The following is a 25,345-nucleotide window of genomic DNA, read 5'->3' as shown; positions in this document are numbered from 1 at the left end:
AATGCAATACATCCAGCAACCCCAGGCGATTGAAGCCATAAGTTTCGACATCATTGGCGAGATCGTTCGTGAAACGCGCCCGGAGTATCAGTTCGTCAGTCCGCTGCATGAAGCGATTATCAAGCGAGTGATTCATACCACCGCTGATTTTGACTGGCTGGATATTCTCTGGTTTTCCGACGATGTGCTGGAAAAGCTTTGTCTGGCGCTGAGCCGCCCCTCCGTTATCTATACCGATACCACGATGGCGCTTTCCGGGATCAACAAAACGCTGTTGGCCAAATTTGGCGGCGAATGTCGCTGCTACATCAGCGATCCGCGGGTGGTGGCGCAAGCGAAAGCGCAGGGCATCACCCGGTCGATGGCGGCGGTGGACATCGCGGTGACGGAAGAAAGTGAGAAGGTGTTTGTCTTTGGCAATGCACCAACGGCGCTGTTCCGCCTGCTTGAGCATGATGTTGCCGTCAACGGTGTGGTGGGCGTGCCGGTGGGGTTTGTAGGGGCGGAGGAATCGAAAGAGGCGCTGACGCACAGCAATTTGCCCGCCATCGCGGCACGTGGGCGCAAAGGCGGTAGCAACGTGGCGGCGGCGATTGTTAACGCCATGCTTTATCACCTGCAGGGGGCACGATGAGCGATCAGACCTTCGATGCCCCGGTATGGCATAACGGGAAAGCGTTGCGTAAAGGCTACACCACCGGCTCCTGCGCCACTGCGGCGGCCAAAGTCGCCGCGCTGATGGTGCTACGCCAGCATCTCATCCATCAGGTTTCCATTGTGACGCCTTCCGGCGTCACGCTGTGCCTGAACGTTGAGTCGCCGCATATCGAAGGGCAGCAGGCCATCGCCGCCATCCGTAAAGATGGTGGCGACGATGTCGACGCCACGCACGGTATGTTGATTTTTGCCCGCGTGACGCTTAATGACAGCGGTGAAATAGCGCTACTGGGTGGTGAAGGCGTGGGCACCGTTACGCGTAAAGGAATTGGGCTGCCCGTCGGCAGCGCGGCCATCAACCGTACCCCCCGTCACACCATCGAATCCGCCGTCCGTGAGGCGATAGGTCCTGCGCGAGGGGCTGACATTGAAATCTTTGCCCCTGAAGGTGAGGTGCGAGCGCAGAAAACCTATAACTCACGCCTCGGCATTCTGGGCGGGATTTCGATTATCGGCACAACCGGTATTGTGACGCCGATGTCAGAGGAGAGCTGGAAGCGTTCGCTCTCTCTGGAGCTTGAGATTAAACGCGCCGCCGGGCTGGAGCGGGTGGTGCTGGTGCCGGGGAATCATGGCGAACGTTTTGTTCGCGAACAGATGGGCATCGGGAGCGATGCTGTCGTCACCATGAGTAATTTCGTCGGTTACATGATTGAAGAAGCGGTGCGCATGGGTTATCGCCAGGTTGTACTGGTGGGGCATCCGGGCAAACTCATCAAAATTGCCGCCGGGATTTTTCATACTCACAGCCATATTGCCGATGCGCGCATGGAAACGCTGGTGGCACATCTGGCGCTGCTCGGTGCGCCGTTGGAATTACTGGCCTTAGTCAGCGACTGCGATACCACCGAAGCGGCAATGGAGCATATCGACGCATACGGTTTTCAGCATATCTACGACCATCTTGCGGAGCGTATCTGCCAGCGCGTCATGCAGATGCTGCGCTTTACCAAAAATCCGCCGACCTGCGACGCCATCATGTTCTCTTTCGATAACCAGGTGCTGGGGAGCAATCGCCCGCTCGAAGCGATCGTCCGGGAGATGCAATGTTAACGGTCGTCGGAATGGGACCTGCGGGCTTGCACCTGATGACGCCCGCCGCACGCGATGCCGTTGAGAACGCGGATGCGCTGGTGGGCGGTAAACGCCATCTGGCGCAGTTTCCGGCATTTTGCGGCGAGAAATTTGCTCTTGGCGCCAACATTCCTGAACTGCTGGCGTGGATTGAATCCCGGCAGGATAAAAACGTGGTGATTGTGGCCTCCGGCGATCCGCTGTTTTACGGCATTGGCACGCGGATGGTGGCGCATTTTGGGCTTGAGCGCGTACGTATCATTCCTGGGATCAGCGCGGTGCAGTATCTGTGCGCGCAGGCGGGAATCGATATGAACGAGATGTGGCTCACCAGCAGCCACGGGCGCAGCGTTAATTTTGATGAACTGGCGCGCCATAACAAAGTGGCGATGGTCACTGACGGCCAGTGTGGACCGAAAGAGATCGCCGCGCAGTTGGTCGCGCGCGGAAAAGGATATCGCTGGATGGTGATAGGCGAAAACCTGGCGATGGAAAACGAACGACTCCACTGGCTGCCCGTCAGTGAGGTCGGTGCCGAATATGAGATGAACGCAGTGGTGATCCTCGATGAAAGATGAGCTTTTTTTGCGCGGTGAGAAAGTCCCTATGACCAAAGAGGCGGTGCGTGCGCTTGTCCTCTCAAAACTTGAGCTGCACCGTGCCAGTCATCTGATTGACGTTGGGGCCGGTACCGGGAGCGTGTCGATTGAAGCCGCGCTGCAGTTTCCCTCTTTGCACGTGACGGCAATTGAGCGTAATCCTGCGGCGTTGCGATTGCTCGATGAAAACCGTCAACATTTTGCCTGTAGCAACATCGACATTCTGCCGGGCGTTGCGCCGATGATGATGACTGAAAAAGCCGATGCGGTATTCATGGGCGGCAGCGGCGGTCATCTTAACGAGCTGATCGACTGGTCCATGCGCCAGTTACACCCCGGCGGTCGTCTGGTGATGACCTTTATCTTACTGGAAAACCTGAATACCGCGCTGGCCCACCTGGAGCAGGCTGGCGTAGCGGGGGTGGATTGTTTGCAAATGCAGATATCAACCTTCGCCACGCTTGGCACCGGCCACTACTTCAAACCGAACAATCCCGTTTTTGTTATTGCCTGTCAGAAGGAAGAACACCATGTCTGAGACGTTTGATCCCCGTAGCGTGTGGTTTGTCGGCGCAGGTCCTGGTGACCGTGAGCTGATTACCCTCAAGGGTTACCGGTTGTTGCAACAGGCGCAGGTGGTTATTTATGCCGGTTCGCTGATCAACACCGAACTGCTGGAGTATTGCCCGGAAGGGGCGGAGTGCCACGACAGTGCGGAACTGCATCTGGAGCAGATCCTCTCCCTGATGGAAGCAGGAGTCAAAGCCGGAAAAACGGTTGTGCGTCTGCAAACGGGGGACGTTTCACTCTACGGTTCCGTACGTGAGCAGGGCGAGGAGTTGACCAAACGCGGAATCGCCTGGCAGGTGGTCCCTGGCGTCAGCGCCTTCCTTGGCGCAGCGGCGGAGCTTGGGGTCGAGTATACCGTTCCTGAAGTCTCTCAGAGTCTGATTATTACCCGCCTCGAAGGTCGTACGCCGGTGCCGGAGCGTGAGCAACTGGAGTCGTTCGCCAGCCATCAGACATCTATGGCGATTTACCTTTCTGTTCAGCGCATTCATCGGGTGGCGGAACGGCTGATCGAAGGCGGCTATCCGGTAACCACGCCAGTGGCCGTTATCTATAAAGCGACCTGGCCTGAAAGTCAGACCGTGCGCGGCACGCTTGCCGATATTGGCGACAAGGTGCGCGACGCGGGGATCCGTAAAACAGCGCTCATTCTGGTCGGGAATTTCCTTGGGGATGAGTATCACTACTCAAAACTCTATGCGGCGGACTTTAGCCATGAATACCGTAAAGCCTGAATCCATAGCTTTGTTTTGTCTGACTCCCGGCGGCGTGCAGCTTGCGAAGCGTCTGTCGGCGATGCTGCCGTTAACCTGTTTTACCAGTGAAAAACTGCTGGAAGAGGGTTTCACGTCGTTTGACGGTGGATTTGCCCGGGCAGCCCGCGAGGCATTCGCGACCTATTCCGCGCTGATTTTTATTGGCGCCACCGGGATTGCCGTGCGCGTGCTGGCTCCTCTGGTTAATGACAAATTCAGCGATCCGGCGGTCGTGGTCATTGATGAACGTGGTCAGCATGTCATCAGTTTGCTCTCTGGTCATGCCGGCGGTGCGAACGCATTGACCCGCTATCTGGCGGGGATGCTGGGAGCCGATCCGGTGATCACCACCGCCACTGACGTTAATGAGATGGCGGCGCTGGATACCCTCGCATTCCAGTTGAATGCCCGAATGACCGACTTCCGCACGGCGGTAAAAATCGTCAACCAGATGCTGGTAAGCCAGCAGCGGGTGGGTCTGTGGTGGGATGAGGCGTTGACAGAAGATGTCAGCCATTGCGATCGACGGGGATTTATTACCGTGACCGATCTGCAACAGCTTCCCGAACTGGACGCGCTGGTGTGTATTACGCTGCGCAATGAATTACCTGAAATTCCGGTCCGGCACTGGAAGCTGGTGCCCCAGCGCGTGGTGGCGGGAATTGGCTGCCGACGCGATACCCCGTTCCCGTTACTGGCTGCGCTGCTTGCGCGTCAGCTTGAAGCCCAGCGGTTCGATCCGCTGGCGTTGAAGGCGATCGGTAGCGTCTCGCTGAAAAAAGACGAAGAGGGGTTGATCCAGCTTGCCTCCTGCTGGCGCGTACCGTTTGAAACCTTTACCGCTGACGTGCTGCGCGAGCACGAACATCGTTTCCCCACGTCATCGTTTGTCCGCAAGACGGTTGGGGTTGGGAGCGTCTCCGGTCCGGCAGCCTGGCTGCTGAGTCATGGGCAACTATCAGGCGAAACCCTGCGTGAGCAGGGCGTCACTATTACTTTGGGAGTTTCACACTGATGTTAACCGTAATTGGAATTGGCCCAGGCTCGCAGGCCATGATGACCATGGAAGCCGTAGAGGCGCTGCAGGCGGCAGAAATCGTGGTTGGTTACAAAACCTATACCCATCTGGTGAAAGCCTTTACCGGCGACAAGCAGGTGATCAAAACCGGCATGTGTAAAGAGATTGAACGTTGTCACGCGGCTATTGAACTGGCGCAGGCCGGGCATAACGTGGCGCTTATCAGCAGCGGTGATGCCGGTATTTATGGCATGGCGGGGCTGGTGCTGGAACTGGTCAGCAAACAGAAGCTGGACGTTGAAGTTCGACTGATTCCCGGCATGACCGCCAGTATTGCTGCGGCGTCTCTGCTCGGTGCGCCGCTGATGCACGATTTCTGCCACATCAGCCTGAGCGATCTGCTGACGCCGTGGCCGGTTATTGAAAAACGCATCCTCGCCGCCGGGGAAGCGGACTTTGTGATCTGCTTCTATAACCCGCGCAGCCGGGGTCGTGAAGGCCATCTGGCACGAGCTTTTGAACTACTCTCCGCCAGTAAACTCGCACAAACGCCAGTGGGCGTCGTGAAGTCGGCCGGTCGGAAAAAACAGGAAAAATGGCTGACCACGCTGGGTGAAATGGATTTTGAACCGGTGGATATGACCAGCCTGGTGATCGTCGGCAACAAAGCCACCTACGTGCAGGATGGTCTGATGATCACCCCTCGGGGTTACGTGCTGTGAATGAGGGCGACGTGCTGGTCATGGGCGGCACCAGCGATGCCCGCGCGCTTTGCCAGCAGCTGGACGCGGCAAATGTGGCCTATACCCTGTCGGTGGCGACCCCGACCGGGCTGCGGCTGGCTGGCGATATTAAAGGGCAGGTGCGCTGTGGCCGCATGGAGCAGGAGCAGATGGTTACCTGGCTACGGGAGAACAGGACACGCTGGATCATTGACGCTTCGCATCCGTACGCCGAAGTGGTGAGTCGCAACATCATGATGGCCTGCGAAGCGACAGGCGTGTTGCTAAGCCGCTATCAGCGCCCCGAACAGCTCAGCGGACTGACGCATCCGTTGCTCTATAAGGTGCCGGGAATTGAAGCGGCCTGCGACGTCGCCAGGCAGTTCGGCGAGCGCGTGCTGCTGACCACTGGCAGTAAGGATCTGCCGCGCTGGTGCGCGGGGCTGCCGGAGAAAACGCTGCTTGCCCGCGTGCTGCCTGTACCCGATGTGATTGAACAGTGTGCCGGGCTTGGCCTTGGCGTCGGACAGATCTTCGCGATGTGCGGGCCATTCAGCGCTGCGTTTAATGCCGCGTTTTATCGTCAGTGTCGGGCTGACGTGATGATTACCAAAGCTTCCGGTGCGGAAGGCGGTTATCAGGAAAAGGTCCAACCCTGTCTGGATGCAGGCATCCCCTGCATCGTGATTACACGCCCGGCGCCGTTGGTGACGGGAGAAGAGTTACTGGAAAGTCAGGCCGCATTTGCCGAGCGTTTAGCACGCTGGCAGGCCGCTGCTTAAGGAGTCAGAGATGAAAAAGGCGCTTCTGGTGGTCAGCTTTGGCACCAGCTATCACGATACCTGCGAGAAGAACATTGTGGCCTGCGAGCGTGAACTGGCGGCAAGTTGCCCCGATCGCAGGCTGTTTCGGGCATTTACCTCCGGGATGATCATTCGCAAGCTTAAACAGCGCGACGGCATTGAGATTGATACACCGCTACAGGCGCTGCAAAAGCTTGCAGAGCAGGGATATCAGGATGTGGCGATTCAGTCTCTGCACATTATTAACGGCGATGAATATGAAAAAATCGTCCGCGAAGTGCAGAGTATGCGACCGCTGTTCACCCGCCTGACGCTGGGTGCACCGCTACTGAGCAGTCACGATGATTACGCGCAGTTGATGCTGGCATTGCAACAGCAGATGCCGACGCTTGCGGCAACGGAAAAAGTGGTGTTTATGGGCCACGGCGCCAGCCATCACGCCTTTGCGGCCTATGCCTGCCTTGATCATATGATGATGGCGCAGGGTTTTCCGGCTCGCGTTGGCGCGGTGGAGAGCTACCCGGAGGTCGATGTCCTGATTGAAAGCCTCTGGAAGGAGGGCATCACCGCCGTACATCTGATGCCGTTGATGCTGGTGGCGGGCGATCACGCCATCAATGACATGGCCTCGGATGAGGAGGACTCCTGGAAAACCTTGTTCAACGCCGCGGGGATCTCTGCGACGCCGTGGCTGAGTGGGCTGGGGGAAAATCCGGCGGTGCGCGCCATGTTTGTCGCCCATTTGCAGCAGGCGCTGAGCATGGCGATGGAGGAAGCGGCATGAGCGGCAAACTGTATGCCCTGAGTACCGGACCGGGGGCGGCCGATCTGATTACCGTCCGCGCCTCGCGGATCCTCGGTTCGCTGGATATTCTTTACGCCCCGGCAGGGCGGAAAGGAGGGGATAGCCTGGCGCTCTCTATCGTGCGTGAATATGTTGGCGAACAAACAGACGTTCGCTGCTGTCATTTTCCGATGAGCGCCGACAGCGCTGAAAAAAAAGCGGTCTGGGACGAAGTGGCCGCTGCGCTGGTCAGCGAGGTTGAGGCCGGTAAGCAGGTGGGATTTATCACGCTCGGCGACGCCATGCTGTTCAGCACCTGGGTGTTCTTGCTTCAGCGTATCGGCAATCCGCAATGGCTGGAGATCGTTCCCGGAGTAACCTCTTTTGCCGCCATTGCCGCACGTTCAAAAACGCCGCTGGCGATGGAACAGCAGTCGCTGGCGGTGATCTCCTGTACTGCGCCGGAAGCTGAGATTGCACAGGCGCTAAAACATCACGACAGCCTGGTGCTGATGAAGGTCTATGGCCGGTTTACGCGCATCAAAGCGTTACTGGAACAGGCCGGTTTACTGGGCTGCGCGCTGATGATGTCAGAAGCGACGCTCCCCGGCGAGCAGTGCTGGCGGCATCTGAACGAGGTTAGCGACGATCTGCCGTTGCCTTATTTCTCGACCATTCTGGTCAACAAACAGTGGGAGTATGCACAATGAAGCTCGAACAACAGCTGAAAAAGCTGTCTTTCAGTGGCCTGGCCGCGGCGCTATTGCTGATGGTCGTTCCGGAGCAGGCGTTTGCGATGCACATCATGGAAGGTTTTTTACCGCCGATGTGGGCGCTGGCATGGTGGCTGCTCTTTTTACCGTGCTTGTGGTACGGGCTGGTGCGCCTTCGCTGCATTGTGCAGGAAGATAACCATCAGAAGGTGCTGCTGGCACTGTGCGGGGCGTTTATTTTCGTGCTGTCGGCACTGAAGATTCCGTCTGTGACCGGAAGCTGCTCGCATCCGACCGGGGTCGGGCTGGCGGTGATTTTGTTTGGGCCTGGTGTCGTCGCGATCCTCGGCGCGGTTGTCCTGCTGTTTCAGGCCTTGCTGCTGGCGCACGGAGGCTTAACCACCCTGGGCGCTAACGGTATGTCGATGGCGGTAATCGGACCGGTTGTCGGCTATATGGTGTGGAAAATGGCCTGCCGTGCGGGGATCCGCCGTGATGTCGGGGTTTTCCTTTGTGCCATGCTGGCGGATCTGGTCACCTACTTTGTGACCTCTGTGCAGCTGGGGATCGCCTTCCCGGATCCCGGAACGGGCATGATGGGATCCATCGTCAAATTTATGGGCATTTTCTGTCTGACACAGATTCCGATTGCTATTGCTGAGGGACTGTTAACCGTGATGATTTACGATCAACTGACCAAACGCCAGCTGATAACCGCACAAGGACACTAAGATGAAAAAGACGCTGATGCTGCTCGCGATGGTAATAGCCCTGGTGATCCTGCCGTTCTTTATCGATCACGGTGGCGAGTTTGGTGGTTCGGATGGTGAGGCGGAAAGCCAAATTCAGGTGGTAGCGCCTCATTATGAACCGTGGTTCCAGCCGCTGTACGAACCCGCCAGTGGTGAAATTGAAAGCCTGCTGTTTACCTTGCAGGGTTCATTTGGCGCGGCGGTAATTTTCTATATTCTTGGCTATACCAAAGGCAGACAACGCCGTGATGACCGGGCTTGACAGGCTTAGCTACCAGAGCCGCTGGTTTCACGTCGCCCCGGAGCGCAAATTTCTGTTCTGGCTGCTGCTGATGATCCTGGCGTTTACCCTGCCCCCGACAGGGCAGGGCATTGAGCTGGCTTTTACCGCAACGCTAACCTGCTGGCTGCTGCGTATTTCTTTTTTACGCTGGTGTCGCTGGATGGCGTTGCCGGTTGGCTTTCTGCTGGTGGGGGTGTTGACCATTCTCTTCAGCATAAGCCGCGACCCGCACACCCTGGTGGCGAGCTTCCCGATAGGTCATTACTGGCTGGGCATTTCCTCTTCAGGATGGGTCACCGCCAATGAAACCTTCTGGCGCAGCCTTGCCGCGCTGGCGGCGACGTTCTGGCTGGTGCTGAATTTACCGTTTCCGCAGCTGATTGTGCTGCTTAAACGGGCGCACGTGCCGCGACTGCTGACCGAGCAGATCCTGCTCACCTGGCGTTTTATTTTTATTCTGCTGGATGAAGCGCTGGCTATTCATCGCGCGCAGACGCTGCGTTTTGGTTATCGTAGCCTGCCAAAAAGTTACCGCTCTCTGGCGATGTTGGTTGGATTACTTTTTACCCGGGTGCTTATTCGCTATCAGCAGATGGTCACCACGTTGGATATCAAACTGTATCAGGGTGATTTTCACCTCTAAGGAATTGCACCATGCTTGCCACCACCAATCTCTGGTTTCGTTATCAGGATGCGCAGGTACTCAAAGGGTTGACGCTGGATTTCACCCCTTATGCCGTCACCGGACTTGTGGGAGCCAACGGCTGTGGAAAATCCACCCTGTTCATGAATTTGAGTGGATTGCTGCGCCCGCAGCAGGGCGCGGTTCTGTGGCAGGGAAAACCGTTGGATTACAGTAAGCGCGGCCTGCTGGCGCTACGCCAGCAGGTGGCGACGGTGTTTCAGGATCCCGATCAGCAAATCTTTTATACCGATATCGACAGTGATATTGCTTTCAGTCTGCGTAATTTAGGCGTGGCGGAGGATGAGATTGCCCGGCGCGTGGACGATGCGCTGACGCTGGTCGATGCGCAACATTTTCGCCAGCAGCCAATCCAGTGCTTAAGTCACGGGCAAAAAAAACGGGTGGCCATTGCGGGGGCGCTGGTACTGCGGGCGAAATACCTGTTGCTCGATGAACCCACGGCGGGGCTGGATCCTTCAGGGCGCGCGCAGATGATTGAGATCATCAGGCGAATTGTAGCGCAGGGGAACCACGTGGTGATCTCCAGCCACGATATCGATCTGATTTATGAAGTCAGCGATGCTGTTTATGTTCTGCGTCATGGAGAAGTGCTGGCGCATGGCTCGCCGGGCGAGGTCTTTACCCGTACTGAACTGATTGAAGAGGCCGGATTGACTCAGCCCTGGCTGGTGAAACTGCACGTGCAGCTGGGTCTGCCGTTATGTAAAACAGAAAATGAATTTTTCAGTTGTATGAGAAATGAAGCAATAAAGGAGATCTCATGACGCAGGCGATTATGTTGCAGGGAACGGCGTCTGACGTCGGCAAGAGCATGCTGGTGGCGGGACTGTGCCGCATTTTTTATCAGGATGGCCTGCGGACGGCACCGTTTAAGTCGCAGAATATGGCGCTCAATTCGGGCATCACGCCGGAGGGTAAAGAGATGGGGCGGGCGCAGATTTTCCAGGCTGAAGCGGCGGGAATTACGCCGGATGTGCGGATGAATCCGGTGCTGCTGAAACCGACCAGCGACCGCAAAGCCCAGGTGGTGCTGATGGGACAGGTGGCGACCGATATGGATGCCGTCAGCTATCACGAGTATAAGCCGCAGCTGCGTGAGCAGATCCTGAAGGTCTATAACAGTCTGGCCGAGGAACACGATGTGCTGGTCCTCGAAGGTGCGGGCAGCCCGGCGGAGATTAACCTGCGCGATCGCGATATCGTCAATATGGGGATGGCCGAAATGGCGCAATGCCCGGTGATCCTGGTGGCGGATATCGACAGAGGGGGCGTTTTTGCGTCTATCTACGGCACGCTGGCGCTTCTGCACGACAGCGAACGGGCGCGGGTGAAAGGGGTGATCATCAACAAATTCCGCGGTGACGTGGCGCTGCTTTACTCCGGCATTGAGCAGATTGAAAATCTGACCGGCGTACCGGTGCTGGGTGTGATGCCGTGGCTGGATGTGGATCTCGAAGATGAAGATGGCGTGGCGCTGCAAAAAGGGAAATACCTGCGCACAGAGAAGCGCGACATCACGATTGCGGTGGTGCAGATCCCGCACATCTCCAATTTCACCGATTTTAACGCGCTGGCGGCGCAGCCGGACGTCCGCGTACGCTATGTCCGTCATCCACAGGAGCTGGCCGACGCCGATCTGGTGATCCTGCCGGGCAGCAAAAATACGCTGGGCGATCTGGTCTGGCTGCGTGAAAGCGGGATGGCTCACGCCGTATTGCAGGCCCACCGGCAGAATGTACCGATCGTGGGGATCTGCGGGGGGTATCAGATGCTGGGCGACACCATTATCGATGAAGTGGAGTCGGGGCTGGGTACGCAGCCGGGACTTGGGCTGCTCAGTATCGTGACCCATTTCGCGCAGTCCAAAACCACCACCCAGGTTAATGCCGTAATGTCCTCTGCATTGCCCGCATGGCTCTCTGCTGCTTCAGGGCTGCCGGTCCGGGGTTATGAAATCCATATGGGGGAAACGACGCCGGGCGAGGATTGCCAGTCAGTGATGCAGCTGCAGAAAAATGGAGAGAGCATTGCCGATGGCGCGGTGACGGCGGATGGCCTGGCGTTTGGAACCTACCTTCACGGTCTGTTCGACAGCGATGAGTTTACGCGTGCGTTGGTGAACGGGCTGCGTGTTCGTAAGGGACTGACGCCGCTGGATTCTGATTTTCATTACGCGCAATATAAATTGCAGCAGTTTGATCTGCTGGCGGATGCGATGCGGCAACACATCGATATTGAGAAAATTTATACCATCATGCAGCAGTACCGGGAGCCCGTATGATGATTCTGGTTACCGGCGGCGCTCGCAGCGGTAAGAGCCGTCATGCTGAGGCGCTGATCGCTGATGCGCCGCAGGTGCTGTACATCGCCACTTCACAGATTTTTGATGAAGAGATGGCTGCAAGAATTCAGCATCACCGCGATGGTCGTCCCGCGCACTGGCGTACCGCCGAGCGCTGGCAGCATCTTGATGAGCTGATAACGGCAGATAATCACCCAGAAGAAGCCATTTTGCTGGAGTGCATCACGACGATGGTCACTAACCTGCTGTTTGCGTCTGGCGGCGACAGTGACCCGGATAGCTGGGATTACGCGGCAATGGAAAAGGCGATTGAGGGTGAGATCCGCACGTTGATTGCGGCCTGTCAGCGCTGCCCGGCAACGGTGGTGCTGGTGACCAATGAGGTGGGGATGGGCATAGTGCCGGAAAATCGCCTTGCGCGGCATTTCCGGGATATCGCCGGACGCGTGAATCAGCGTCTGGCGGCGGCGGCAGACGAGGTCTGGCTGGTGGTATCGGGTATTGGAGTCAAAATTAAATGAGTCAGTTGTTCTGGGCGATGCTCTCTTTTATCACGCGTTTGCCCATTCCCCATCGCTGGTCCCAGGGGCTGGATTTTGAACAGTATTCACGCGGTATTATCACCTTTCCTGTCATTGGGCTGCTGCTTGGCTCGCTGGGCGGGCTGGTGTTTATGATTTTCCATTCCTGGTGCGGCCTCCCGCTGGCGGCATTGTTCACTGTTTTAGCGCTGGCGCTGATGACAGGAGGATTTCATCTCGACGGTCTGGCGGATACCTGCGATGGCGTGTTTTCTGCCCGTAGCCGGGAGCGCATGCTGGAGATTATGCGCGACAGTCGTCTGGGCACCCACGGTGGACTGGCGCTGATTTTCGTGCTGCTGGCAAAGGTGCTGGTTATCAGTGAGCTGGCATTACGCGGCACGCCGATGCTGGCTGCGCTGGCAGCCGCGTGTGCCGTGAGTCGGGGTACCGCTGTTCTGTTGATGTATCGACATCGTTATGCCCGCGAAGAGGGTCTGGGTAACGTGTTTATTGGTCATGTCAACGGCAAACAAACCTGCTTTACGCTGGGCCTTGCGGCAATTCTGGCGGCGGTATTGTTGCCTGGCATGCATGGTGTGGCGGCGATGGTAGTCACCCTGGCGGTGATTTTTATTCTTGGGCAATTGTTAAAACGCACATTAGGTGGGCAAACCGGCGACACGCTGGGTGCGGCAATAGAACTTGGCGAGTTGATATTCCTGCTGGCTCTGCTTTGAGTCAGCCAACATAATGAGAACCCTTATGCAGACGTTAACCTCTTTACTCCGCGAAATTCCGCCGATGGACGGTGGGGCGATGGCTCGTGCACAGCAACATATCGATGGCTTATTAAAACCACCGGGAAGTCTTGGAAGGCTGGAGGCGCTTGCCGTTCAACTGGCGGGGATGCCGGGTCTTAACGGGCAGCCGCACGTTGGCAAGAAAGCGATGCTGGTGATGTGCGCCGATCACGGCGTCTGGGATGAAGGGGTTGCGGTTTCGCCTAAGGTAGTCACCGCTATTCAGGTGGCGAATATGACCCGCGGTACGACGGGGGTCTGCGTTCTTGCCGCGCAGGCCGGAGCAAAAGTGCATGTGATTGACGTCGGTATCGATGCCGATCCTGTTCCTGGCGTCGTGAATATGCGCGTGGCCCGCGGCTGTGGAAATATTGCCACCGGTCCGGCCATGAGCCGTACCCAGGCAGAAGAGCTGTTGCTGGAAGTCATTCGCTATACTCGTGAACTGGCGCAGAGCGGAGTTACGCTGTTTGGCGTTGGGGAGCTGGGCATGGCAAACACCACGCCAGCGGCGGCAATCGTCAGCGTGCTGACCGGGAGCGATGCCGGGGACGTGGTCGGTATTGGCGCGAATCTGCCGCTTTCTCGTGTTGGCAATAAGGTGGATGTGGTGCGCAGGGCTATCGCGGTGAATCAGCCCAATCCGCATGACGGTGTTGACGTGTTGGCGAAAGTCGGTGGATTTGATCTGGTGGGAATGGCGGGCGTGTTATTAGGGGCCGCTTCATGTGGATTACCGGTGCTGCTGGATGGCTTCCTCTCATATTCCGCCGCGCTGGCGGCGTGCCAGATTGCACCAGAAATCAAACCATACCTGATCCCTTCGCATTTCTCGGCAGAAAAGGGCGCGAAGATTGCGCTGGCGCATCTGGAACTGGACCCTTACCTCAACATGGGGATGCGTCTGGGGGAAGGCAGCGGCGCCGCACTGGCCATGCCAGTTGTCGAAGCTGCCTGCGCGATGTATCACAATATGGGGCAATTAGCCGCCAGCAACATCGTACTGCCGGACGGTAAGGAAGTTTGACCTGCCTCAACCCCGCTGACTGGCGGGGTTCCTTTCTGCGATGCTCGCCGCAAAAAGCGCAAGTCGCACTATCTGTGCAACGCGCTTTCCGCTTGCGTTGGCGGTGCAGATAGCCTGGACACAGGTTCGGAATAACCATCAAGCCGGGGAAGCCCTGACGTGATGGTATGCGTATCCCGTTTACGACAGACTGACTATCTTGAGCTGCTCAGGTAAGAATCCAGGGTATCGCGTATGTTTTGTAGCGCATCGAGACTGCTCACGACACACTCTTCATTAAGCTGGCTGGAGTCTAATGCTTTTTTTATCGCCGTGCGCGCCAGATTATCTGCAACCTGGTTCAGGTCATAAGTCCAGATCTCTTTACCATACTCAACCACAATAGTCGCGTGCGGGGATTTTTTTATTTCAGCAGCAAGCCCGGCATTATCAAATATATGCTTAACTTTGTGACTGTGCGGGTGCAATTTTTCCGGAACCGTGACGATAACCCTGCCGGGATCCTGAAGTTCTTTTGTCAGGCGTTCGACCAGAACATTCAACAACTGGCAAATCGATTCTTCATGATCGAAGAATTCTTTCAGCTTGACCGTTACGGTTTCCAGCGCGCTGGTAATAAGATGATTCTTGTTATTTTCATGGTCATGAACAAACTTTGCCAGATCCTGAATCGCAAACGTCATACCTGAGACATAACCTTCCGTCCATGCGCGACTGTGAAGATCGTTAGCGACAGCTTCCGCATCCCGTATGGTTGTGCGGGCATGGCGCTGAGCGTGATCGTAGATCTGATTAAATGTCTGATAGCTGATGATATCTCTGTTCTTAATGATTTTTCCGGCACTGACACCCGGAATATTCCTGACGGTAATTTTTTTAAGCATAATCAAAAGCCCATTTTAATGCCGAAAGCGACCTGTAAGGGTTTCCACATGACACTTTTTCAAAGCTAAATGATGAAGGGAAAATTAGCGGTAACCGCTCAATTAAAATGGACGGTAGTACCTCTGCGGCGAGGGAGTAAATAAAATTGGCCCCTGCCTGAGTGATATGCTCATCGCTGAGTTCAGTCTGGACGTAATTGCTCACGGGGACTGAAAAGGAGAGCGGCAGACAAAGAAATGCTCTCTCTTTATGCGTCAATTTTCTCATGTACAAAGGGGCGTTAAGGATATGGGCAGAAAACAGCTTCAGGCCTGTCATATAAGCGGCACGCTGTATTTTGTTCCAGTTCTGAATGAAAAGAGTGACAGGCTGCGTCTCTTCTGTCGCGTTTTCCGGCAGCGCGCGTCGCTCTGAATGAGCCAGGAGCAAATGATTTTTTAAATAAGCAGGTAAGGCGTTGATATCTGCGGCAGGATTGCCGGGAAAATCCAGCCAGCTATTATCGCAATAGCTGGCTGGATTATAGATAATATCAATCAACGTTGTGTAGTGGCGCATGATGAGTCCCTTATCAGATATCAACTTAGAGCCTGATGGGTCAGGCTTTCAGAACCTGGTCCAGCAGGCCTGACGGGACCAGGTTCTTAATGCAGAGAAAATAGACTTTTATGCCCAGTCACGCTGGTTTACCGTCACTGTCTTTGGCGTGCGCGATTGTTTTTCTTTGGCGGAATAAAAACAAAGCAAAAAATACGCAGACAGAAACAGCTAACAACCCCGCCACAGCAAATACCCATTCTGGCGTTGATTGCGCTGCTTTACTGGGCCTGATAGCATCACCTTTCTTAAAGATAACAACGGAAATATCTTCATATTGAATCGTGCTCAGGCTGTTTTTAATCAGCCGTTTAATTTTATCAATATACTCTGCCTCGTTGATGGCATTTTTATAGATAAGCAGCACGGATGCCGATGGCGGTATCAGACTTTCATCAGAGTCTCCCTTGAGCGGATAACTGAGATGAACTCTGGAGGTAGTAATGTTATCCAGCTCCTGAATCGTCTGTCCCAGTCTTTGTTCTATCGCTGAAATCAGGCGTACTTTCTCTCCTAATGGGGTTGATACCATCGAGTCTGAAGGGAACTGTCCGGCAATTTCAACATGGTCAGCGGATGGCAAATTATAGGTATTGAGCAATTCTATCGAATCGCTCATATAACCTTTGTCAACGCGGACGGAAAAAACGCCTTTATCGCCTTTAATTTTTTGCGCATCTATGTTGTTTTGCTCAAGAAGCGCAATGATCTCATTCGCCTGGCGTTCGGAGATGTTTGATACCAGCTCCGAATCACATCCACTTAATATGAACAGGCAAAGAATGAGAAAAACTCTGGGATACAGCTTTCTGATCATGTCTTAACCAAAGTTTCAATCGCAGCAACACCTTTTCTTGCCAGCGTGCTACATAAGTTGATGTCCAGTGTATAGACAGAAAGTTGCTGTTGCCAGTAAGCCAGTTTTGCCGGATCGCTGGTGACATTAGGATCATTGAGAGCAGAATAAATTTTGTCCCGTGTAAACTGATTTGTCACCGCCTGATTTGAAATCGCCTCTTTGAATCGATCTTCCAGGGAAACAATTGAAACACTGGGAAATTCCGCCTCTGCTATTCGAGTGTCGGCAGAATATCGATCCAGACTCCCGATAGCATTTATTTGGCTGAATGACATAGTTAGCTCCAGAGATTATTTATAGTTAGCGATAATCGCCTGATCAATATCACGGAACGCTTTTACTACGTTTGACTGAGCATTACGGAAGAGCGTATAAGCCGAAAGCGCCGACTGATAATCTGCCAGTAATTTCGGGTCGGAAGCGTCTGCCTGCAGGGCGGTCAGCGCATTGGTCAGTTTTTCCTGAAGGGAGACAACGCCCTTTTCAAAGTTGTTGGACGTCTGCTCGATATAACGGTTGTTTTCGCCACCATCAACTGGCGTAATGACGGGAGTTTTTGTTACTGCCATAATGAATACCTCACTCTTTATATTAACGGGTTGTAAAAATATCTGAATATAACCAATGGTTACCAGGGATAACCACATAGCTATCGACACCGGTTTTAAATGTCCGGTTGCGTAGCGGATCTTCATTTAAATTGACGACAAATTTTACATACTGGTCGCCATATTGATCGTAAAATTCATTCACCTGACGGCGTAAAGTACCCAGCTGCACATCGTCCACTTCGCCACTTATGCTGAAGGTGACATGATTTGCCGCAATGTCTTTCTGACTATAAAGCCCCATTGATTTCAGGCGCTCCGCCGCATTTGCGAGAACTTCATTATCAGAAATGCGCTGTATATTAATCGTCGTCAGATAGGGGAACTCTTTAATCAGTAAATCCCGAACTGTTTTATCAATGTGCTGCCTGCCGGCGCTGCGCTCCTGGCTCAGTTGCAGGTTGAGCGTAAATGTCGACGCGTTGTATTTCACATTAAAAAAGGGAATAACGTGTTCTGAAAGTATGCGTTTCATTCGCGCCAGCTCAACGGTTTCTGCAATAACATTGATATTGCTGGCCGACAGATTACTTTTGCGTAAAGCTTTTTCTGCCCATACTGCTTCCGGCTGAGTCTGGGTCAGAACATAGATTTTGCCACTTTTATGCTGACTGATGCCCGGGTTGATTGGGCTGAGCGTCTCTTTGAGCGTCCCTACTTTATTCGGTGTAAAAAGTGCAAACAGCACCGCTGCGCCAGCCAGACAAATCAGACCACCGAACGCATATTTGAATGCAAACCGCCGTTTTTGTTCTGCTACCGGAACCGGTATAACCTGCGCCTGGGCATCATTATTCTGCGCAGATACAGGGTAATAATATTGTGTGACTTCTTTGCTCCACTCTTCGCAAGCCGGCTTCAGGGCAATTACCGCATGACCAATATTTACCGGTTGGTTCAGGGGCACCGGGATGATATCGACACGCTGGCTATCAGCATTCAGTTTGCTGTTTTCACCGACGATATCGCTGTCGTCATCTGCGGCGATTTCACTGACTGCTGCCTCTGTCTGAAGGTCTTCGGGCGGTATCCGCTGCGCTGTCGCTTCCGTAACGCCATCAGTGTGATCGTCACTTTCTTGTTTGCTCAGGCGTAAAAGAATTTTTTCATTAGCCCCTTTAGCGCAGGGGATCAGCAGCGTATTTATCGCGTATTGATAAACGCTTCCGGCATTGCTTTGTTCAATGGCGTCACTATCGCAAAAAAAGAGATGAACATTATCATCCGGCAGTTCGACGTCAACACCAAACATCGGCCCGGAAAGGATCTTTAAAACAATATCTTGTTGCATAAGTTAAATATGACCTGTGCCACGTCGTCCAAAATATCAGGAATAGCAATATGCTACGCTACTATCGTGATCCGCTGGCGTATTGCATCGAGAACGATTCGCGCCGTAATGACCGCAATGAAAGCGCAAGTTTAGCCACTGGTACAGGTCGAGTTAATAAAAGTTTATTTAGAGATCCTTATGTACGAATAAAATATTATCAGCGCACAAATACGCCGCGAAATCATTGGATGAGAGCGCCGGAAACACTGACGTGGCAGGATGTCGCGAAACGATGCAGGGATGACAACATGTATGTAATCAAAACAGCAGTAACCTTTTTAGGGCGTGCGTTGACAGTTACTTCATTAGCATTTCTGTTAAGTAGCTGTGTTACGCATTATAACACCGAGCCGCAAACTGAAGGGACGCTGTCTTCCGGTACCTCGTCTGAGTTGGCTAAGCCTCAACTGAAAGCATTAAAGAAAAAAATGAGCGCCTGCGTAACGCAATATGCCATCGCGGTTGAGAAGAGTGATAATTTAAGCGTCAGTTTCAATGCTGATAAGCAACAAGTGTCCTACCAGTCTACGGACGCCGATCTGGCGGCTTATATGAAAATATGCGCCGGAGAGTTTTATGCTGGTAAAGATAGAGACACTGGCAGCATAAGTGTTTCCAGCAAAGGAGTGTAATTGATGGAAAAAGCATTTAGCTGGCAGAACACATCTGAAAAAGTTGAACTTAATGCTGATAGCCTGTTGCTTGTAAAAGCCTCCTCAACGGAACAACATCAGCAGATAACCCAATATGTGACAAAAAACGGTGCCAGATATTGTGTCACCGCTGTTCACAGGAAGGTTATCTCGCTGGTATTTACGGAGAAACAACTTTGGCTGTCATTTCCTGAGGATGTACAGTATCTCTGTTTGTCTATGCATCCGCTGTGTGAAATCATGGCTTTTTTAGACGAAAGTCAGCAGGTGCCGGGAGATAATAAAGATAAAGAATTTTTCCTCAACGCTGATATTACCTCTTATGATGAGCTTATCTACTGGTTTATCTGTTGCTATTTAATGGGTAATGCACGGGATGATTATCCAGAGTTGCTGGCGCACATTCGCAGGCAGGAGTCCTATTTCCTGACCAGTTATCTCATTAAGAACCGATGCTCTAATGAAAAGATAAACACGCTGTGCCAGACATATGGGCTGTCTTACTCTTATTTTCGCAAAATATCTAAACGGTATCTTGGTTCTTCAGCGAAGACAAAAATGTCCGAATGGCGTCTGGCGCAGACTATATTAGATATTATTGAAGATGACAGTAGTATCACGGATATCGCATTAAAAAATGGTTATTCGTCGTCCGCACATGTCTGTTCAACATTTAAGTCAGTGCTGGGTATTTCACCCTATGCAATCAGGAAAATGAATGGAAAATGACGGTATGGGCATTATAGCTGATGATGCGGATGTTATTGAGATCGCGCTTTTCTCATTACACGATCCTGATTTCTTAACGAAATACAGCGCGTTGTCAGCAATATGGGCGAGGCTTATACAGCTTAAGATCGTCACCATCGTTATAACGAATGATAATGTGGCTCTCCGTCTGTTCACCAGTGCGCAGGACAGGGATGTGATATTAAACACTTATATGGATGAAGTCAGGAATGTTTTCACAAATCTCCAGAAAATATAAATTGGGCCTGTTAGGCGGGTTGGTTGTCTTCTGTAGTTGCCAAAGTAGTCTAATCCATGCCCGCGAAGGTTCTGGAGCTGTAACAACACTGGCGGCACCGCTGGCGCCGACGGAAGCGGCGACAACAACGAAGACGCAGAATCAGAAAGCTGGCGAAAATACCTATGTCGCCAGAGATAAAGGCGTTGATTATCTTTTCAAGGCGCTGTCATCAAAGCTGCAAAAGCCGATTATTGCCAGCGCTAAGGCAAAAAAATATTCTGTAACCGGTAATTTCGATCTGGCCAAACCGTTAGAAGCGTTAACCAGGGTTACGGCTGATTTGGGACTGATATCCTATTTTGACGGTTCAATTTTTTATGTCTATGAGGCATCTGAAGCCACGACTGCCGTAGTCCAGCTTTCCAGACGCAACTTTAGTGATTTAGTCAGTTTTTTACGTCAGAACTCGCTGTACGATAGCCGCTATCCGCTGAGAATGAACTACAATGCGGAGTCGCTCTATATTTCCGGGCCACCCAAATATGTCGATATTATTACGGCGATTGCCAGCCTGATGCAGGATAATCCGGATGAGGATCTCCAGCAGCAGGTCATTGAAACGATCAAACTGCGTCATGCTTTTGTTGATGACCGGGGCTATGCCTATCGCGAGCGTAATATTACGGTGCCGGGTATTGCAACGGTCATCAATACGATGCTGTCGAGCTCTAATAAACCAAAGGAAATTGCAGCGGCCCGTAAGTCAGTGGAAAATAATTCTGAGACGGGGACGTCCTCTGCGCCTTTAGGTCAAAGTGCGCGCTTTGAACGCTCAGATTATGATGAACTGAATGATAACGTAAAGGTGGTTGCTTTTACCGGGCGTAATAGTGTGATAGTGAAAGGGACGCGTGCGCAAGTCAATATGATCAAAGATTTGATTGCGTCGTTAGACGTTCCTCGCAAGCAAATCGAGATGTCGCTATGGATTGTGGATATCAGCAAGGACGATCTTGACTCGATGGGCGTAAACTGGGGCGGACAGTTTAAGATCGGTGATGAAATTGCCGGGTTATTCAATACCGGGAGCATTATCTCTTCGGCACAACAGAATTTTTTTCTCGCTGAGGTTTCGGCGTTAAGTCAGAATAATAAGGCAAATATTGTTTCGCGGCCTTTTCTGTTAGCGCAGGAAAATATGCCTGCGTTGTTTGACAATAGCAAAAACTTTTATGTCCGGCTGGCGGGTGAAAACAATGTTGACCTGCAAACAGTGACTTACGGCACAACGATTAACGTCACACCGATGATCTCTGACGATAATAAAATTATTGAGATGGCTCTTGAGATTATGGATGGCAGTACCAGCGTTTCGCAGGATGGTACGACAGAGGTCGTGGATAATCTTCCGGTGGTGGGTAATACAACGATTAACACGGTGGCGCGAGTGACGGAAGGGCAGAGCCTGATGATCGGCGGCTATACCCGCGATCAGGTTCAGTATAGCGTCTCGAAAATTCCGCTATTAGGCGATCTTCCTTTTGTCGGAAATTTGTTTAAAAACAGCTCGAATACGGTCAGTAAGACGGTTCGCATTTTTCTTATTCAGCCGAAAGTCCTGAACGATCTCGATAGTGAAAACAGCGATCTTAATAAATATATCAATGAAGGTTGGGACGCCATCAATAAGTTTGATGCCAACTATAACATTGTTAATCCGGGCAAAAGCACGCAGAGCAGCGTCAGGTAACATATCATGGCTATAAATATTTCAGCATTATCACAATCTGCAGCAACTGCAAACGTAAATGAACTTGTTGATGACTTAGTCAGAATGCAAGATAATGTTGAAGTAAAAGCAAATTATTCAACTACTTCCGTTGCGCTGGCTATGGCGGACGATCTATCCGCTTTATTAAGTTCAATGCTTCAGAACCGCCGCACTGATAAAAATACCGCAACCAGCAGCGACACGGAAAAAAAATATGCCAGTGTGCTGGAAGAAAAAAAGCCAGAGAGTATTAAAAAAATCATTAGCTATGCTAAAGATGCCTGTATGACAGCTAAGCAATTGCTGTTTGTTTTGTCACAGATGTACAACGATCCCACGGATGTGGCTTTATTATTACAGGCATTTATTCAGAAGAAGAAAAAAGCGTCTGACAGCGGCGTTGAAGTTGAAGATGAATTAGTAGATGTTTCACTGACTCTGCTGGAAGATACGTATCAACTTCTGATGTCCGGGCCGGAAAAGAAGAAAGCAAAATCCGGGTTAAATATTCAGCAACAAACAGATGCCTATGGTTCATTGCTGAATCTTAACGCAGAAATTATGCGTAACTTGTATCGAGATTTTATCTCCCAGGATATGGAGCCTGTTGATATCTATAAAGAATTGATTGAAAAAGCCGGTATTGAAAAGCGTCACATGGCGCTGGAATATGTTGTTAAGGCTTTGCACTGCGATATTAATTCGCACGATCCGTCATGCTCTTATCAGGAGTTTGGTGCGCTGCTGGATACGTCATTCATCCTGAGCGTAATCAAATCAGCTGATATTTCGTTTATGCGCGGGATAAGAAATATTGGCATACTGAATGCGACCTGGGAAAAATCACAGCCGATAGTGCTGGATTACTTTATCTCAATAATGAGTAATACGGATGAGTGTGGTGGCCTTACCGCTGATTTTATGCAGCGCTGTATGAAATATCACAGCAGAGAAGATAAGGTGAATTTCCTGCATGTGGTGCAAGGACTTGTACGCGCACTACCTCATTTTCTTTTTTCTAATACGGTGCAGGATTGCACGGCAATCAAAAATGCCGTTGATCAGGAATTGAGTATTTTCATGAGCAAATTTACGGCGACATCGAGAGAGAATATTAGCTATGAATGATGATGATGCCGCATTCAGACAGCAGTTTGAAAAATTATATGATGGCGGGCAATTACAGCTTGAGTGCTGCGGCATGGTCATGTGGGTGAGTTCGGTTCATGGTATGTACATGGCCCTTGTGGAGACATGGATTTCCCCTGACCGGTTTTATGACTTTATCCAGGCGAAACAGTATGATTTGCAGGAAAATGAACAATATCTTGTATATCACAATAAAGTATATTATTGCTTATTTATAAAAAATATAGACTTTAGTAACCTCATGAATTGTGCATATACCGCAGTTAAATGCAGTATGGCATATCAGTAAGGCAAGTATGAATATGTTTGCGAAGATGCTTAATAAATTATCACAACGACCAGAACTGTTTCTGGTAATTTTGATGGTCGTTATCCTTGCTATGCTTATTATTCCATTGCCAACATGGTTAATAGATATCCTGTTGGCGGTGAATATCAGTATTTCAATACTTTTGTTTATCGGTACTTTTTACATCCAAAGAGTGCTTGAGTTTTCAGCACTACCTTCAGTGCTGTTAATTACGACACTCTTCAGGTTAGCGTTGTCGATCAGTACCAGCCGGATGATTTTGATCCAGGCGGATGCCGGTCATATTATAAATACGTTTGGTAATTTTGTTATCGCCGGTGATATCATTGTCGGCCTGATCATTTTTTCCATCATTACCCTTTTTCAGTTCATCGTTATCACGAAAGGTTCTGAACGCGTCGCAGAAGTTTGCGCCCGTTTTTCTCTTGATGCCATGCCGGGAAAACAGATGAGTATCGACGCCGATCTGCGCGCCGGAACCATCGCGCCGGAAGAAGCGCAGCAACGCCGTTCAATACTGGAAAAAGAGAGCCAGCTTTTCGGTGCGCTGGACGGGACGATGAAATTCATCAAAGGTGATGCTATTGCTGGCATTGTTATCATCTTTGTGAACTTCTTAGGGGGTATCTCAATCGGTATGGGACGCCTGGGGATGTCCTTTTCCGACGCTACCGATATCTATACTATTCTGACCATCGGTGATGCGCTGGTCGCGCAGATCCCGGCGTTGTTAATTTCCATTGGTACCGGCTTTGTTATTACCCGCGTGAGTGAGGATGGCAAAAACCTGGGCAATAATATCATTGAACAGATCTTTAGCCGTGATTTTGTCCTGCTGGTGACGGGCGTAATTACGCTGCTAATGGGGATGTTGCCCGGTTTCCCGTTGACGGTATTTTTCACGTTATCATTATTATTTTTCGGTCTCTACGGCTACCGTGCCTATAAGCGTAAAGCGGAGCAGCAACTCGCCGCCGGAAACACTTCCTTTATGGCGCCATTTTCACGTAGCCAGGGTGAAGAGGATGGCAGTGACAGTGAATTTCTTGAGCTGGACAATGTGCTTCCGGAAACCCTGCCAATTCTCATTTTAGTACCGCAAGAGATATTTAATGAGAAAAAGGTCAAATCTCTGACCGGAATGCTAAAGCGTGATTTCTACGTTAACTTTGGTATTCAGTTGCCGGATATCAGGATTAATGCAATGGCGGGCGATCGCAGCGATGGCGTCAATCTGCTCATTAACGAAGTTCTGGCAAGCGAGTTTGCTATTGCCTTTGGCTATAGCAAGATTCTCCAGTGGAACAGTGCGATAGAGATGATGGATGTTGATATCAAAGTCTTCACCTCTTCAAACATACAGAGTCACTGGGTGAAAAATGAGGACCTGCCTAAGTTGCAGGCGCTGAATCTGATGACACGCACGGCAGAAAATGAGCTGAGCCTGTGCGTTCAGTCCATTATTTCACAAAATATCGCGGAATTTTTCGGCATACAGGAAACGAAAAATATACTTGATAAGATGGAAGCGTTATATCCGGAATTGCTCAAAGAGACTTATCGTCACGCGACGGTACAGCGTGTTGCTGAGGTATTCCAGCGACTGCTGAAAGAAAAAATTTCCGTTCGCAATATGAAAGTTGTTCTCGAAGCGCTGGCATTATGGGCGGGTAAAGAGCGCGATACCATACTGCTTGTAGAGCATGTGCGCGGCGCACTGGCGCGCTATATTTCAGATAAATTCGCTGTCAATAACCATCTGTCGGTTCTGCTCTTGTCTCCGGAAACAGAAAGCCGGATCCGTAAAGGTATCCGTAATACGTCAACAGGTTCATTTATCAATCTTGATCCGGAAGATAATGAGTATGTTATGAACGCATTTAATCAGGGCATACAGTCTATTAACTATCCGTTAAAAGAGATAGTTGTCCTGGCGGCCGTCGATATTCGCCGCTATGCCAGGCGATTACTGGATGCACAGTACCCAGAGTTAGAGGTGCTCTCTTTTGGTGAGATTTCTGACTCAGTGAAGATCAACGTCGTTAAAACACTATAAAGGAG

At 51.7% G+C, this 25,345-nt stretch carries 31 protein-coding genes; 25 read left to right on the top strand and 6 right to left on the bottom strand.

Annotated elements, in window-relative coordinates:
• Position 1 precedes the first annotated feature (1 nt).
• The 18 genes from C3432_RS02085 to cobT are packed head-to-tail and all read left to right on the top strand — an operon-like array spanning position 2 to position 14,149.
• Positions 2 to 634 carry a cobalt-precorrin-8 methylmutase gene (locus tag C3432_RS02085; protein WP_103775037.1) on the top strand — a complete coding sequence of 211 codons (633 nt, stop codon included), beginning with the start codon at positions 2 to 4 and terminating at the stop codon, positions 632 to 634.
• A complete protein-coding gene (cbiD, locus tag C3432_RS02080; RefSeq protein ID WP_103775036.1) occupies positions 631 to 1,770 on the top strand; it encodes a cobalt-precorrin-5B (C(1))-methyltransferase CbiD in 1,140 nt (379 codons plus the stop codon). Before C3432_RS02085 ends, cbiD begins: the two co-directional genes overlap by 4 nt.
• A complete protein-coding gene (locus tag C3432_RS02075) occupies positions 1,764 to 2,369 on the top strand; it encodes a cobalt-precorrin-7 (C(5))-methyltransferase (RefSeq protein ID WP_103775035.1) in 606 nt (201 codons plus the stop codon). The genes cbiD and C3432_RS02075 overlap by 7 nt, the downstream gene beginning before the upstream one ends.
• Positions 2,359 to 2,928 (top strand): decarboxylating cobalt-precorrin-6B (C(15))-methyltransferase, encoded by a 570-nt coding sequence (locus C3432_RS02070; RefSeq protein WP_103775034.1) that lies wholly within the window; start codon positions 2,359 to 2,361, stop codon positions 2,926 to 2,928. The genes C3432_RS02075 and C3432_RS02070 overlap by 11 nt, the downstream gene beginning before the upstream one ends.
• Positions 2,921 to 3,694 carry a cobalt-precorrin-4 methyltransferase gene (locus C3432_RS02065; protein ID WP_103775033.1) on the top strand — a complete coding sequence of 258 codons (774 nt, stop codon included), beginning with the start codon at positions 2,921 to 2,923 and terminating at the stop codon, positions 3,692 to 3,694. The genes C3432_RS02070 and C3432_RS02065 overlap by 8 nt, the downstream gene beginning before the upstream one ends.
• Positions 3,675 to 4,730 carry a cobalt-precorrin 5A hydrolase gene (cbiG, locus tag C3432_RS02060; RefSeq protein WP_103775032.1) on the top strand — a complete coding sequence of 352 codons (1,056 nt, stop codon included), beginning with the start codon at positions 3,675 to 3,677 and terminating at the stop codon, positions 4,728 to 4,730. Before C3432_RS02065 ends, cbiG begins: the two co-directional genes overlap by 20 nt.
• Entirely contained in the window at positions 4,730 to 5,455 is a 726-nt protein-coding gene (locus C3432_RS02055) for a precorrin-3B C(17)-methyltransferase (protein WP_103775031.1), read from the top strand. The genes cbiG and C3432_RS02055 overlap by 1 nt, the downstream gene beginning before the upstream one ends.
• Positions 5,452 to 6,237: a cobalt-precorrin-6A reductase gene (locus tag C3432_RS02050; RefSeq protein ID WP_103775030.1), complete on the top strand. Its 786-nt coding sequence runs from the start codon at positions 5,452 to 5,454 to the stop codon at positions 6,235 to 6,237. Before C3432_RS02055 ends, C3432_RS02050 begins: the two co-directional genes overlap by 4 nt.
• 10 nt (positions 6,238 to 6,247) lie before the next feature.
• Positions 6,248 to 7,042 (top strand): sirohydrochlorin cobaltochelatase, encoded by a 795-nt coding sequence (gene cbiK, locus C3432_RS02045; RefSeq protein ID WP_103775029.1) that lies wholly within the window; start codon positions 6,248 to 6,250, stop codon positions 7,040 to 7,042.
• Positions 7,039 to 7,752, top strand: a complete 714-nt coding sequence (locus C3432_RS02040; RefSeq protein ID WP_103775028.1) for a cobalt-factor II C(20)-methyltransferase — start codon at positions 7,039 to 7,041, stop codon at positions 7,750 to 7,752. The genes cbiK and C3432_RS02040 overlap by 4 nt, the downstream gene beginning before the upstream one ends.
• Positions 7,749 to 8,486, top strand: a complete 738-nt coding sequence (gene cbiM / locus C3432_RS02035; protein ID WP_103775027.1) for a cobalt ECF transporter S component CbiM — start codon at positions 7,749 to 7,751, stop codon at positions 8,484 to 8,486. The genes C3432_RS02040 and cbiM overlap by 4 nt, the downstream gene beginning before the upstream one ends.
• 1 nt (position 8,487) lies before the next feature.
• The gene (locus tag C3432_RS02030) at positions 8,488 to 8,769 is read left to right on the top strand and encodes an energy-coupling factor ABC transporter substrate-binding protein (RefSeq protein WP_103775026.1); all 282 of its coding nucleotides are present in this window, start codon (positions 8,488 to 8,490) and stop codon (positions 8,767 to 8,769) included.
• Entirely contained in the window at positions 8,756 to 9,433 is a 678-nt protein-coding gene (locus C3432_RS02025) for an energy-coupling factor ABC transporter transmembrane protein (RefSeq protein ID WP_103775025.1), read from the top strand. Before C3432_RS02030 ends, C3432_RS02025 begins: the two co-directional genes overlap by 14 nt.
• Before the next feature lie 11 nt (positions 9,434 to 9,444).
• On the top strand, positions 9,445 to 10,260 hold the full coding sequence (locus C3432_RS02020) for an energy-coupling factor ABC transporter ATP-binding protein (protein ID WP_103775024.1): 816 nt from the start codon (positions 9,445 to 9,447) through the stop codon (positions 10,258 to 10,260).
• Positions 10,257 to 11,777: a cobyric acid synthase gene (locus C3432_RS02015; RefSeq protein ID WP_103775023.1), complete on the top strand. Its 1,521-nt coding sequence runs from the start codon at positions 10,257 to 10,259 to the stop codon at positions 11,775 to 11,777. The genes C3432_RS02020 and C3432_RS02015 overlap by 4 nt, the downstream gene beginning before the upstream one ends.
• Positions 11,774 to 12,319 (top strand): bifunctional adenosylcobinamide kinase/adenosylcobinamide-phosphate guanylyltransferase, encoded by a 546-nt coding sequence (gene cobU / locus C3432_RS02010; protein ID WP_103775022.1) that lies wholly within the window; start codon positions 11,774 to 11,776, stop codon positions 12,317 to 12,319. Before C3432_RS02015 ends, cobU begins: the two co-directional genes overlap by 4 nt.
• Positions 12,316 to 13,059, top strand: coding sequence for an adenosylcobinamide-GDP ribazoletransferase (gene cobS, locus C3432_RS02005; RefSeq protein WP_103775021.1), 744 nt, complete (start codon positions 12,316 to 12,318; stop codon positions 13,057 to 13,059). Before cobU ends, cobS begins: the two co-directional genes overlap by 4 nt.
• 25 nt (positions 13,060 to 13,084) lie before the next feature.
• Complete coding sequence (cobT, locus tag C3432_RS02000) at positions 13,085 to 14,149, top strand: nicotinate-nucleotide--dimethylbenzimidazole phosphoribosyltransferase (protein ID WP_103775020.1); 1,065 nt, start codon at positions 13,085 to 13,087, stop codon at positions 14,147 to 14,149.
• 194 nt (positions 14,150 to 14,343) lie between these two features.
• On the opposite strand, the gene C3432_RS01995 is transcribed toward cobT, so the two are convergent.
• The 6 genes from C3432_RS01995 to C3432_RS01970 form a co-directional block, all read right to left on the bottom strand.
• Positions 14,344 to 15,033, bottom strand: coding sequence for a hypothetical protein (locus tag C3432_RS01995; RefSeq protein WP_103775019.1), 690 nt, complete (start codon positions 15,031 to 15,033; stop codon positions 14,344 to 14,346).
• On the bottom strand, positions 15,026 to 15,616 hold the full coding sequence (locus C3432_RS01990) for a hypothetical protein (protein WP_146050903.1): 591 nt from the start codon (positions 15,614 to 15,616) through the stop codon (positions 15,026 to 15,028). The genes C3432_RS01995 and C3432_RS01990 overlap by 8 nt, the downstream gene beginning before the upstream one ends.
• A 94-nt stretch (positions 15,617 to 15,710) precedes the next feature.
• Complete coding sequence (gene sctJ, locus C3432_RS01985; RefSeq protein ID WP_103775017.1) at positions 15,711 to 16,448, bottom strand: type III secretion system inner membrane ring lipoprotein SctJ; 738 nt, start codon at positions 16,446 to 16,448, stop codon at positions 15,711 to 15,713.
• Positions 16,445 to 16,765 (bottom strand): type III secretion system inner rod subunit SctI, encoded by a 321-nt coding sequence (gene sctI / locus C3432_RS01980; protein WP_103775016.1) that lies wholly within the window; start codon positions 16,763 to 16,765, stop codon positions 16,445 to 16,447. Before sctI ends, sctJ begins: the two co-directional genes overlap by 4 nt.
• Positions 16,766 to 16,780: 15 nt before the next feature.
• Positions 16,781 to 17,059: a type III secretion system needle filament subunit SctF gene (sctF, locus tag C3432_RS01975; protein WP_103775015.1), complete on the bottom strand. Its 279-nt coding sequence runs from the start codon at positions 17,057 to 17,059 to the stop codon at positions 16,781 to 16,783.
• Positions 17,060 to 17,081: 22 nt separating this feature from the next.
• A complete protein-coding gene (locus C3432_RS01970; protein ID WP_103775014.1) occupies positions 17,082 to 18,389 on the bottom strand; it encodes a PrgH/EprH family type III secretion apparatus protein in 1,308 nt (435 codons plus the stop codon).
• A 50-nt stretch (positions 18,390 to 18,439) separates the two neighbouring features.
• On the opposite strand from C3432_RS01970, the gene C3432_RS27365 reads away from it, so the two are divergent.
• The 7 genes from C3432_RS27365 to C3432_RS01935 are packed head-to-tail and all read left to right on the top strand — an operon-like array spanning position 18,440 to position 25,340.
• On the top strand, positions 18,440 to 19,063 hold the full coding sequence (locus tag C3432_RS27365) for a hypothetical protein (RefSeq protein ID WP_146050902.1): 624 nt from the start codon (positions 18,440 to 18,442) through the stop codon (positions 19,061 to 19,063).
• Between the two features lie 3 nt (positions 19,064 to 19,066).
• The gene (locus C3432_RS01960; protein ID WP_103775012.1) at positions 19,067 to 19,813 is read left to right on the top strand and encodes a helix-turn-helix domain-containing protein; all 747 of its coding nucleotides are present in this window, start codon (positions 19,067 to 19,069) and stop codon (positions 19,811 to 19,813) included.
• Positions 19,803 to 20,072, top strand: coding sequence for a hypothetical protein (locus tag C3432_RS01955; RefSeq protein ID WP_103775011.1), 270 nt, complete (start codon positions 19,803 to 19,805; stop codon positions 20,070 to 20,072). Before C3432_RS01960 ends, C3432_RS01955 begins: the two co-directional genes overlap by 11 nt.
• Positions 20,044 to 21,804, top strand: coding sequence for a type III secretion system outer membrane ring subunit SctC (gene sctC, locus C3432_RS01950; RefSeq protein WP_181012860.1), 1,761 nt, complete (start codon positions 20,044 to 20,046; stop codon positions 21,802 to 21,804). Before C3432_RS01955 ends, sctC begins: the two co-directional genes overlap by 29 nt.
• Before the next feature lie 6 nt (positions 21,805 to 21,810).
• Positions 21,811 to 22,953, top strand: coding sequence for an HrpJ domain-containing protein (locus tag C3432_RS01945; RefSeq protein ID WP_103775009.1), 1,143 nt, complete (start codon positions 21,811 to 21,813; stop codon positions 22,951 to 22,953).
• Positions 22,946 to 23,263 carry a hypothetical protein gene (locus C3432_RS01940; RefSeq protein WP_103775008.1) on the top strand — a complete coding sequence of 106 codons (318 nt, stop codon included), beginning with the start codon at positions 22,946 to 22,948 and terminating at the stop codon, positions 23,261 to 23,263. Before C3432_RS01945 ends, C3432_RS01940 begins: the two co-directional genes overlap by 8 nt.
• A 13-nt stretch (positions 23,264 to 23,276) precedes the next feature.
• Positions 23,277 to 25,340: an EscV/YscV/HrcV family type III secretion system export apparatus protein gene (locus C3432_RS01935; protein WP_181012876.1), complete on the top strand. Its 2,064-nt coding sequence runs from the start codon at positions 23,277 to 23,279 to the stop codon at positions 25,338 to 25,340.
• Positions 25,341 to 25,345: the final 5 nt, after the last annotated feature.

Origin of the sequence: Citrobacter amalonaticus, assembly GCF_002918555.1 — a bacterium.
In the GTDB taxonomy this organism is placed as follows: Bacteria; Pseudomonadota; Gammaproteobacteria; order Enterobacterales; family Enterobacteriaceae; genus Citrobacter_C; species Citrobacter_C amalonaticus_A.
Note: the sequence above shows the minus strand (reverse complement) of the source record. Positions and strands in the feature narration are given on the sequence as shown.

What these genes read in the sequence shown, in the direction of transcription:
- C3432_RS01935 (WP_181012876.1), top strand. Translation starts at nt 23,277, where the DNA reads ATGTTTGCGAAGATGCTTAATAAATTATCACAACGACCAGAACTGTTT.
- cbiK (WP_103775029.1), top strand. Translation starts at nt 6,248, where the DNA reads ATGAAAAAGGCGCTTCTGGTGGTCAGCTTTGGCACCAGCTATCACGAT.
- C3432_RS02030 (WP_103775026.1), top strand. Translation starts at nt 8,488, where the DNA reads ATGAAAAAGACGCTGATGCTGCTCGCGATGGTAATAGCCCTGGTGATC.
- cobS (WP_103775021.1), top strand. Translation starts at nt 12,316, where the DNA reads ATGAGTCAGTTGTTCTGGGCGATGCTCTCTTTTATCACGCGTTTGCCC.
- C3432_RS02020 (WP_103775024.1), top strand. Translation starts at nt 9,445, where the DNA reads ATGCTTGCCACCACCAATCTCTGGTTTCGTTATCAGGATGCGCAGGTA.
- C3432_RS01995 (WP_103775019.1), bottom strand. Translation starts at nt 15,033, where the DNA reads ATGCTTAAAAAAATTACCGTCAGGAATATTCCGGGTGTCAGTGCCGGA.
- C3432_RS01945 (WP_103775009.1), top strand. Translation starts at nt 21,811, where the DNA reads ATGGCTATAAATATTTCAGCATTATCACAATCTGCAGCAACTGCAAAC.
- cbiG (WP_103775032.1), top strand. Translation starts at nt 3,675, where the DNA reads ATGAATACCGTAAAGCCTGAATCCATAGCTTTGTTTTGTCTGACTCCC.
- C3432_RS27365 (WP_146050902.1), top strand. Translation starts at nt 18,440, where the DNA reads ATGCTACGCTACTATCGTGATCCGCTGGCGTATTGCATCGAGAACGAT.
- C3432_RS01940 (WP_103775008.1), top strand. Translation starts at nt 22,946, where the DNA reads ATGAATGATGATGATGCCGCATTCAGACAGCAGTTTGAAAAATTATAT.
- C3432_RS02025 (WP_103775025.1), top strand. Translation starts at nt 8,756, where the DNA reads ATGACCGGGCTTGACAGGCTTAGCTACCAGAGCCGCTGGTTTCACGTC.
- sctF (WP_103775015.1), bottom strand. Translation starts at nt 17,059, where the DNA reads ATGGCAGTAACAAAAACTCCCGTCATTACGCCAGTTGATGGTGGCGAA.
- C3432_RS02070 (WP_103775034.1), top strand. Translation starts at nt 2,359, where the DNA reads ATGAAAGATGAGCTTTTTTTGCGCGGTGAGAAAGTCCCTATGACCAAA.
- C3432_RS02055 (WP_103775031.1), top strand. Translation starts at nt 4,730, where the DNA reads ATGTTAACCGTAATTGGAATTGGCCCAGGCTCGCAGGCCATGATGACC.
- C3432_RS01970 (WP_103775014.1), bottom strand. Translation starts at nt 18,389, where the DNA reads ATGCAACAAGATATTGTTTTAAAGATCCTTTCCGGGCCGATGTTTGGT.
- cobT (WP_103775020.1), top strand. Translation starts at nt 13,085, where the DNA reads ATGCAGACGTTAACCTCTTTACTCCGCGAAATTCCGCCGATGGACGGT.
- cobU (WP_103775022.1), top strand. Translation starts at nt 11,774, where the DNA reads ATGATGATTCTGGTTACCGGCGGCGCTCGCAGCGGTAAGAGCCGTCAT.
- cbiM (WP_103775027.1), top strand. Translation starts at nt 7,749, where the DNA reads ATGAAGCTCGAACAACAGCTGAAAAAGCTGTCTTTCAGTGGCCTGGCC.
- sctI (WP_103775016.1), bottom strand. Translation starts at nt 16,765, where the DNA reads ATGTCATTCAGCCAAATAAATGCTATCGGGAGTCTGGATCGATATTCT.
- cbiD (WP_103775036.1), top strand. Translation starts at nt 631, where the DNA reads ATGAGCGATCAGACCTTCGATGCCCCGGTATGGCATAACGGGAAAGCG.
- C3432_RS02075 (WP_103775035.1), top strand. Translation starts at nt 1,764, where the DNA reads ATGTTAACGGTCGTCGGAATGGGACCTGCGGGCTTGCACCTGATGACG.
- C3432_RS01955 (WP_103775011.1), top strand. Translation starts at nt 19,803, where the DNA reads ATGGAAAATGACGGTATGGGCATTATAGCTGATGATGCGGATGTTATT.
- C3432_RS01960 (WP_103775012.1), top strand. Translation starts at nt 19,067, where the DNA reads ATGGAAAAAGCATTTAGCTGGCAGAACACATCTGAAAAAGTTGAACTT.
- C3432_RS02015 (WP_103775023.1), top strand. Translation starts at nt 10,257, where the DNA reads ATGACGCAGGCGATTATGTTGCAGGGAACGGCGTCTGACGTCGGCAAG.
- sctJ (WP_103775017.1), bottom strand. Translation starts at nt 16,448, where the DNA reads ATGATCAGAAAGCTGTATCCCAGAGTTTTTCTCATTCTTTGCCTGTTC.
- C3432_RS02065 (WP_103775033.1), top strand. Translation starts at nt 2,921, where the DNA reads ATGTCTGAGACGTTTGATCCCCGTAGCGTGTGGTTTGTCGGCGCAGGT.
- C3432_RS02085 (WP_103775037.1), top strand. Translation starts at nt 2, where the DNA reads ATGCAATACATCCAGCAACCCCAGGCGATTGAAGCCATAAGTTTCGAC.
- C3432_RS02040 (WP_103775028.1), top strand. Translation starts at nt 7,039, where the DNA reads ATGAGCGGCAAACTGTATGCCCTGAGTACCGGACCGGGGGCGGCCGAT.
- sctC (WP_181012860.1), top strand. Translation starts at nt 20,044, where the DNA reads ATGTTTTCACAAATCTCCAGAAAATATAAATTGGGCCTGTTAGGCGGG.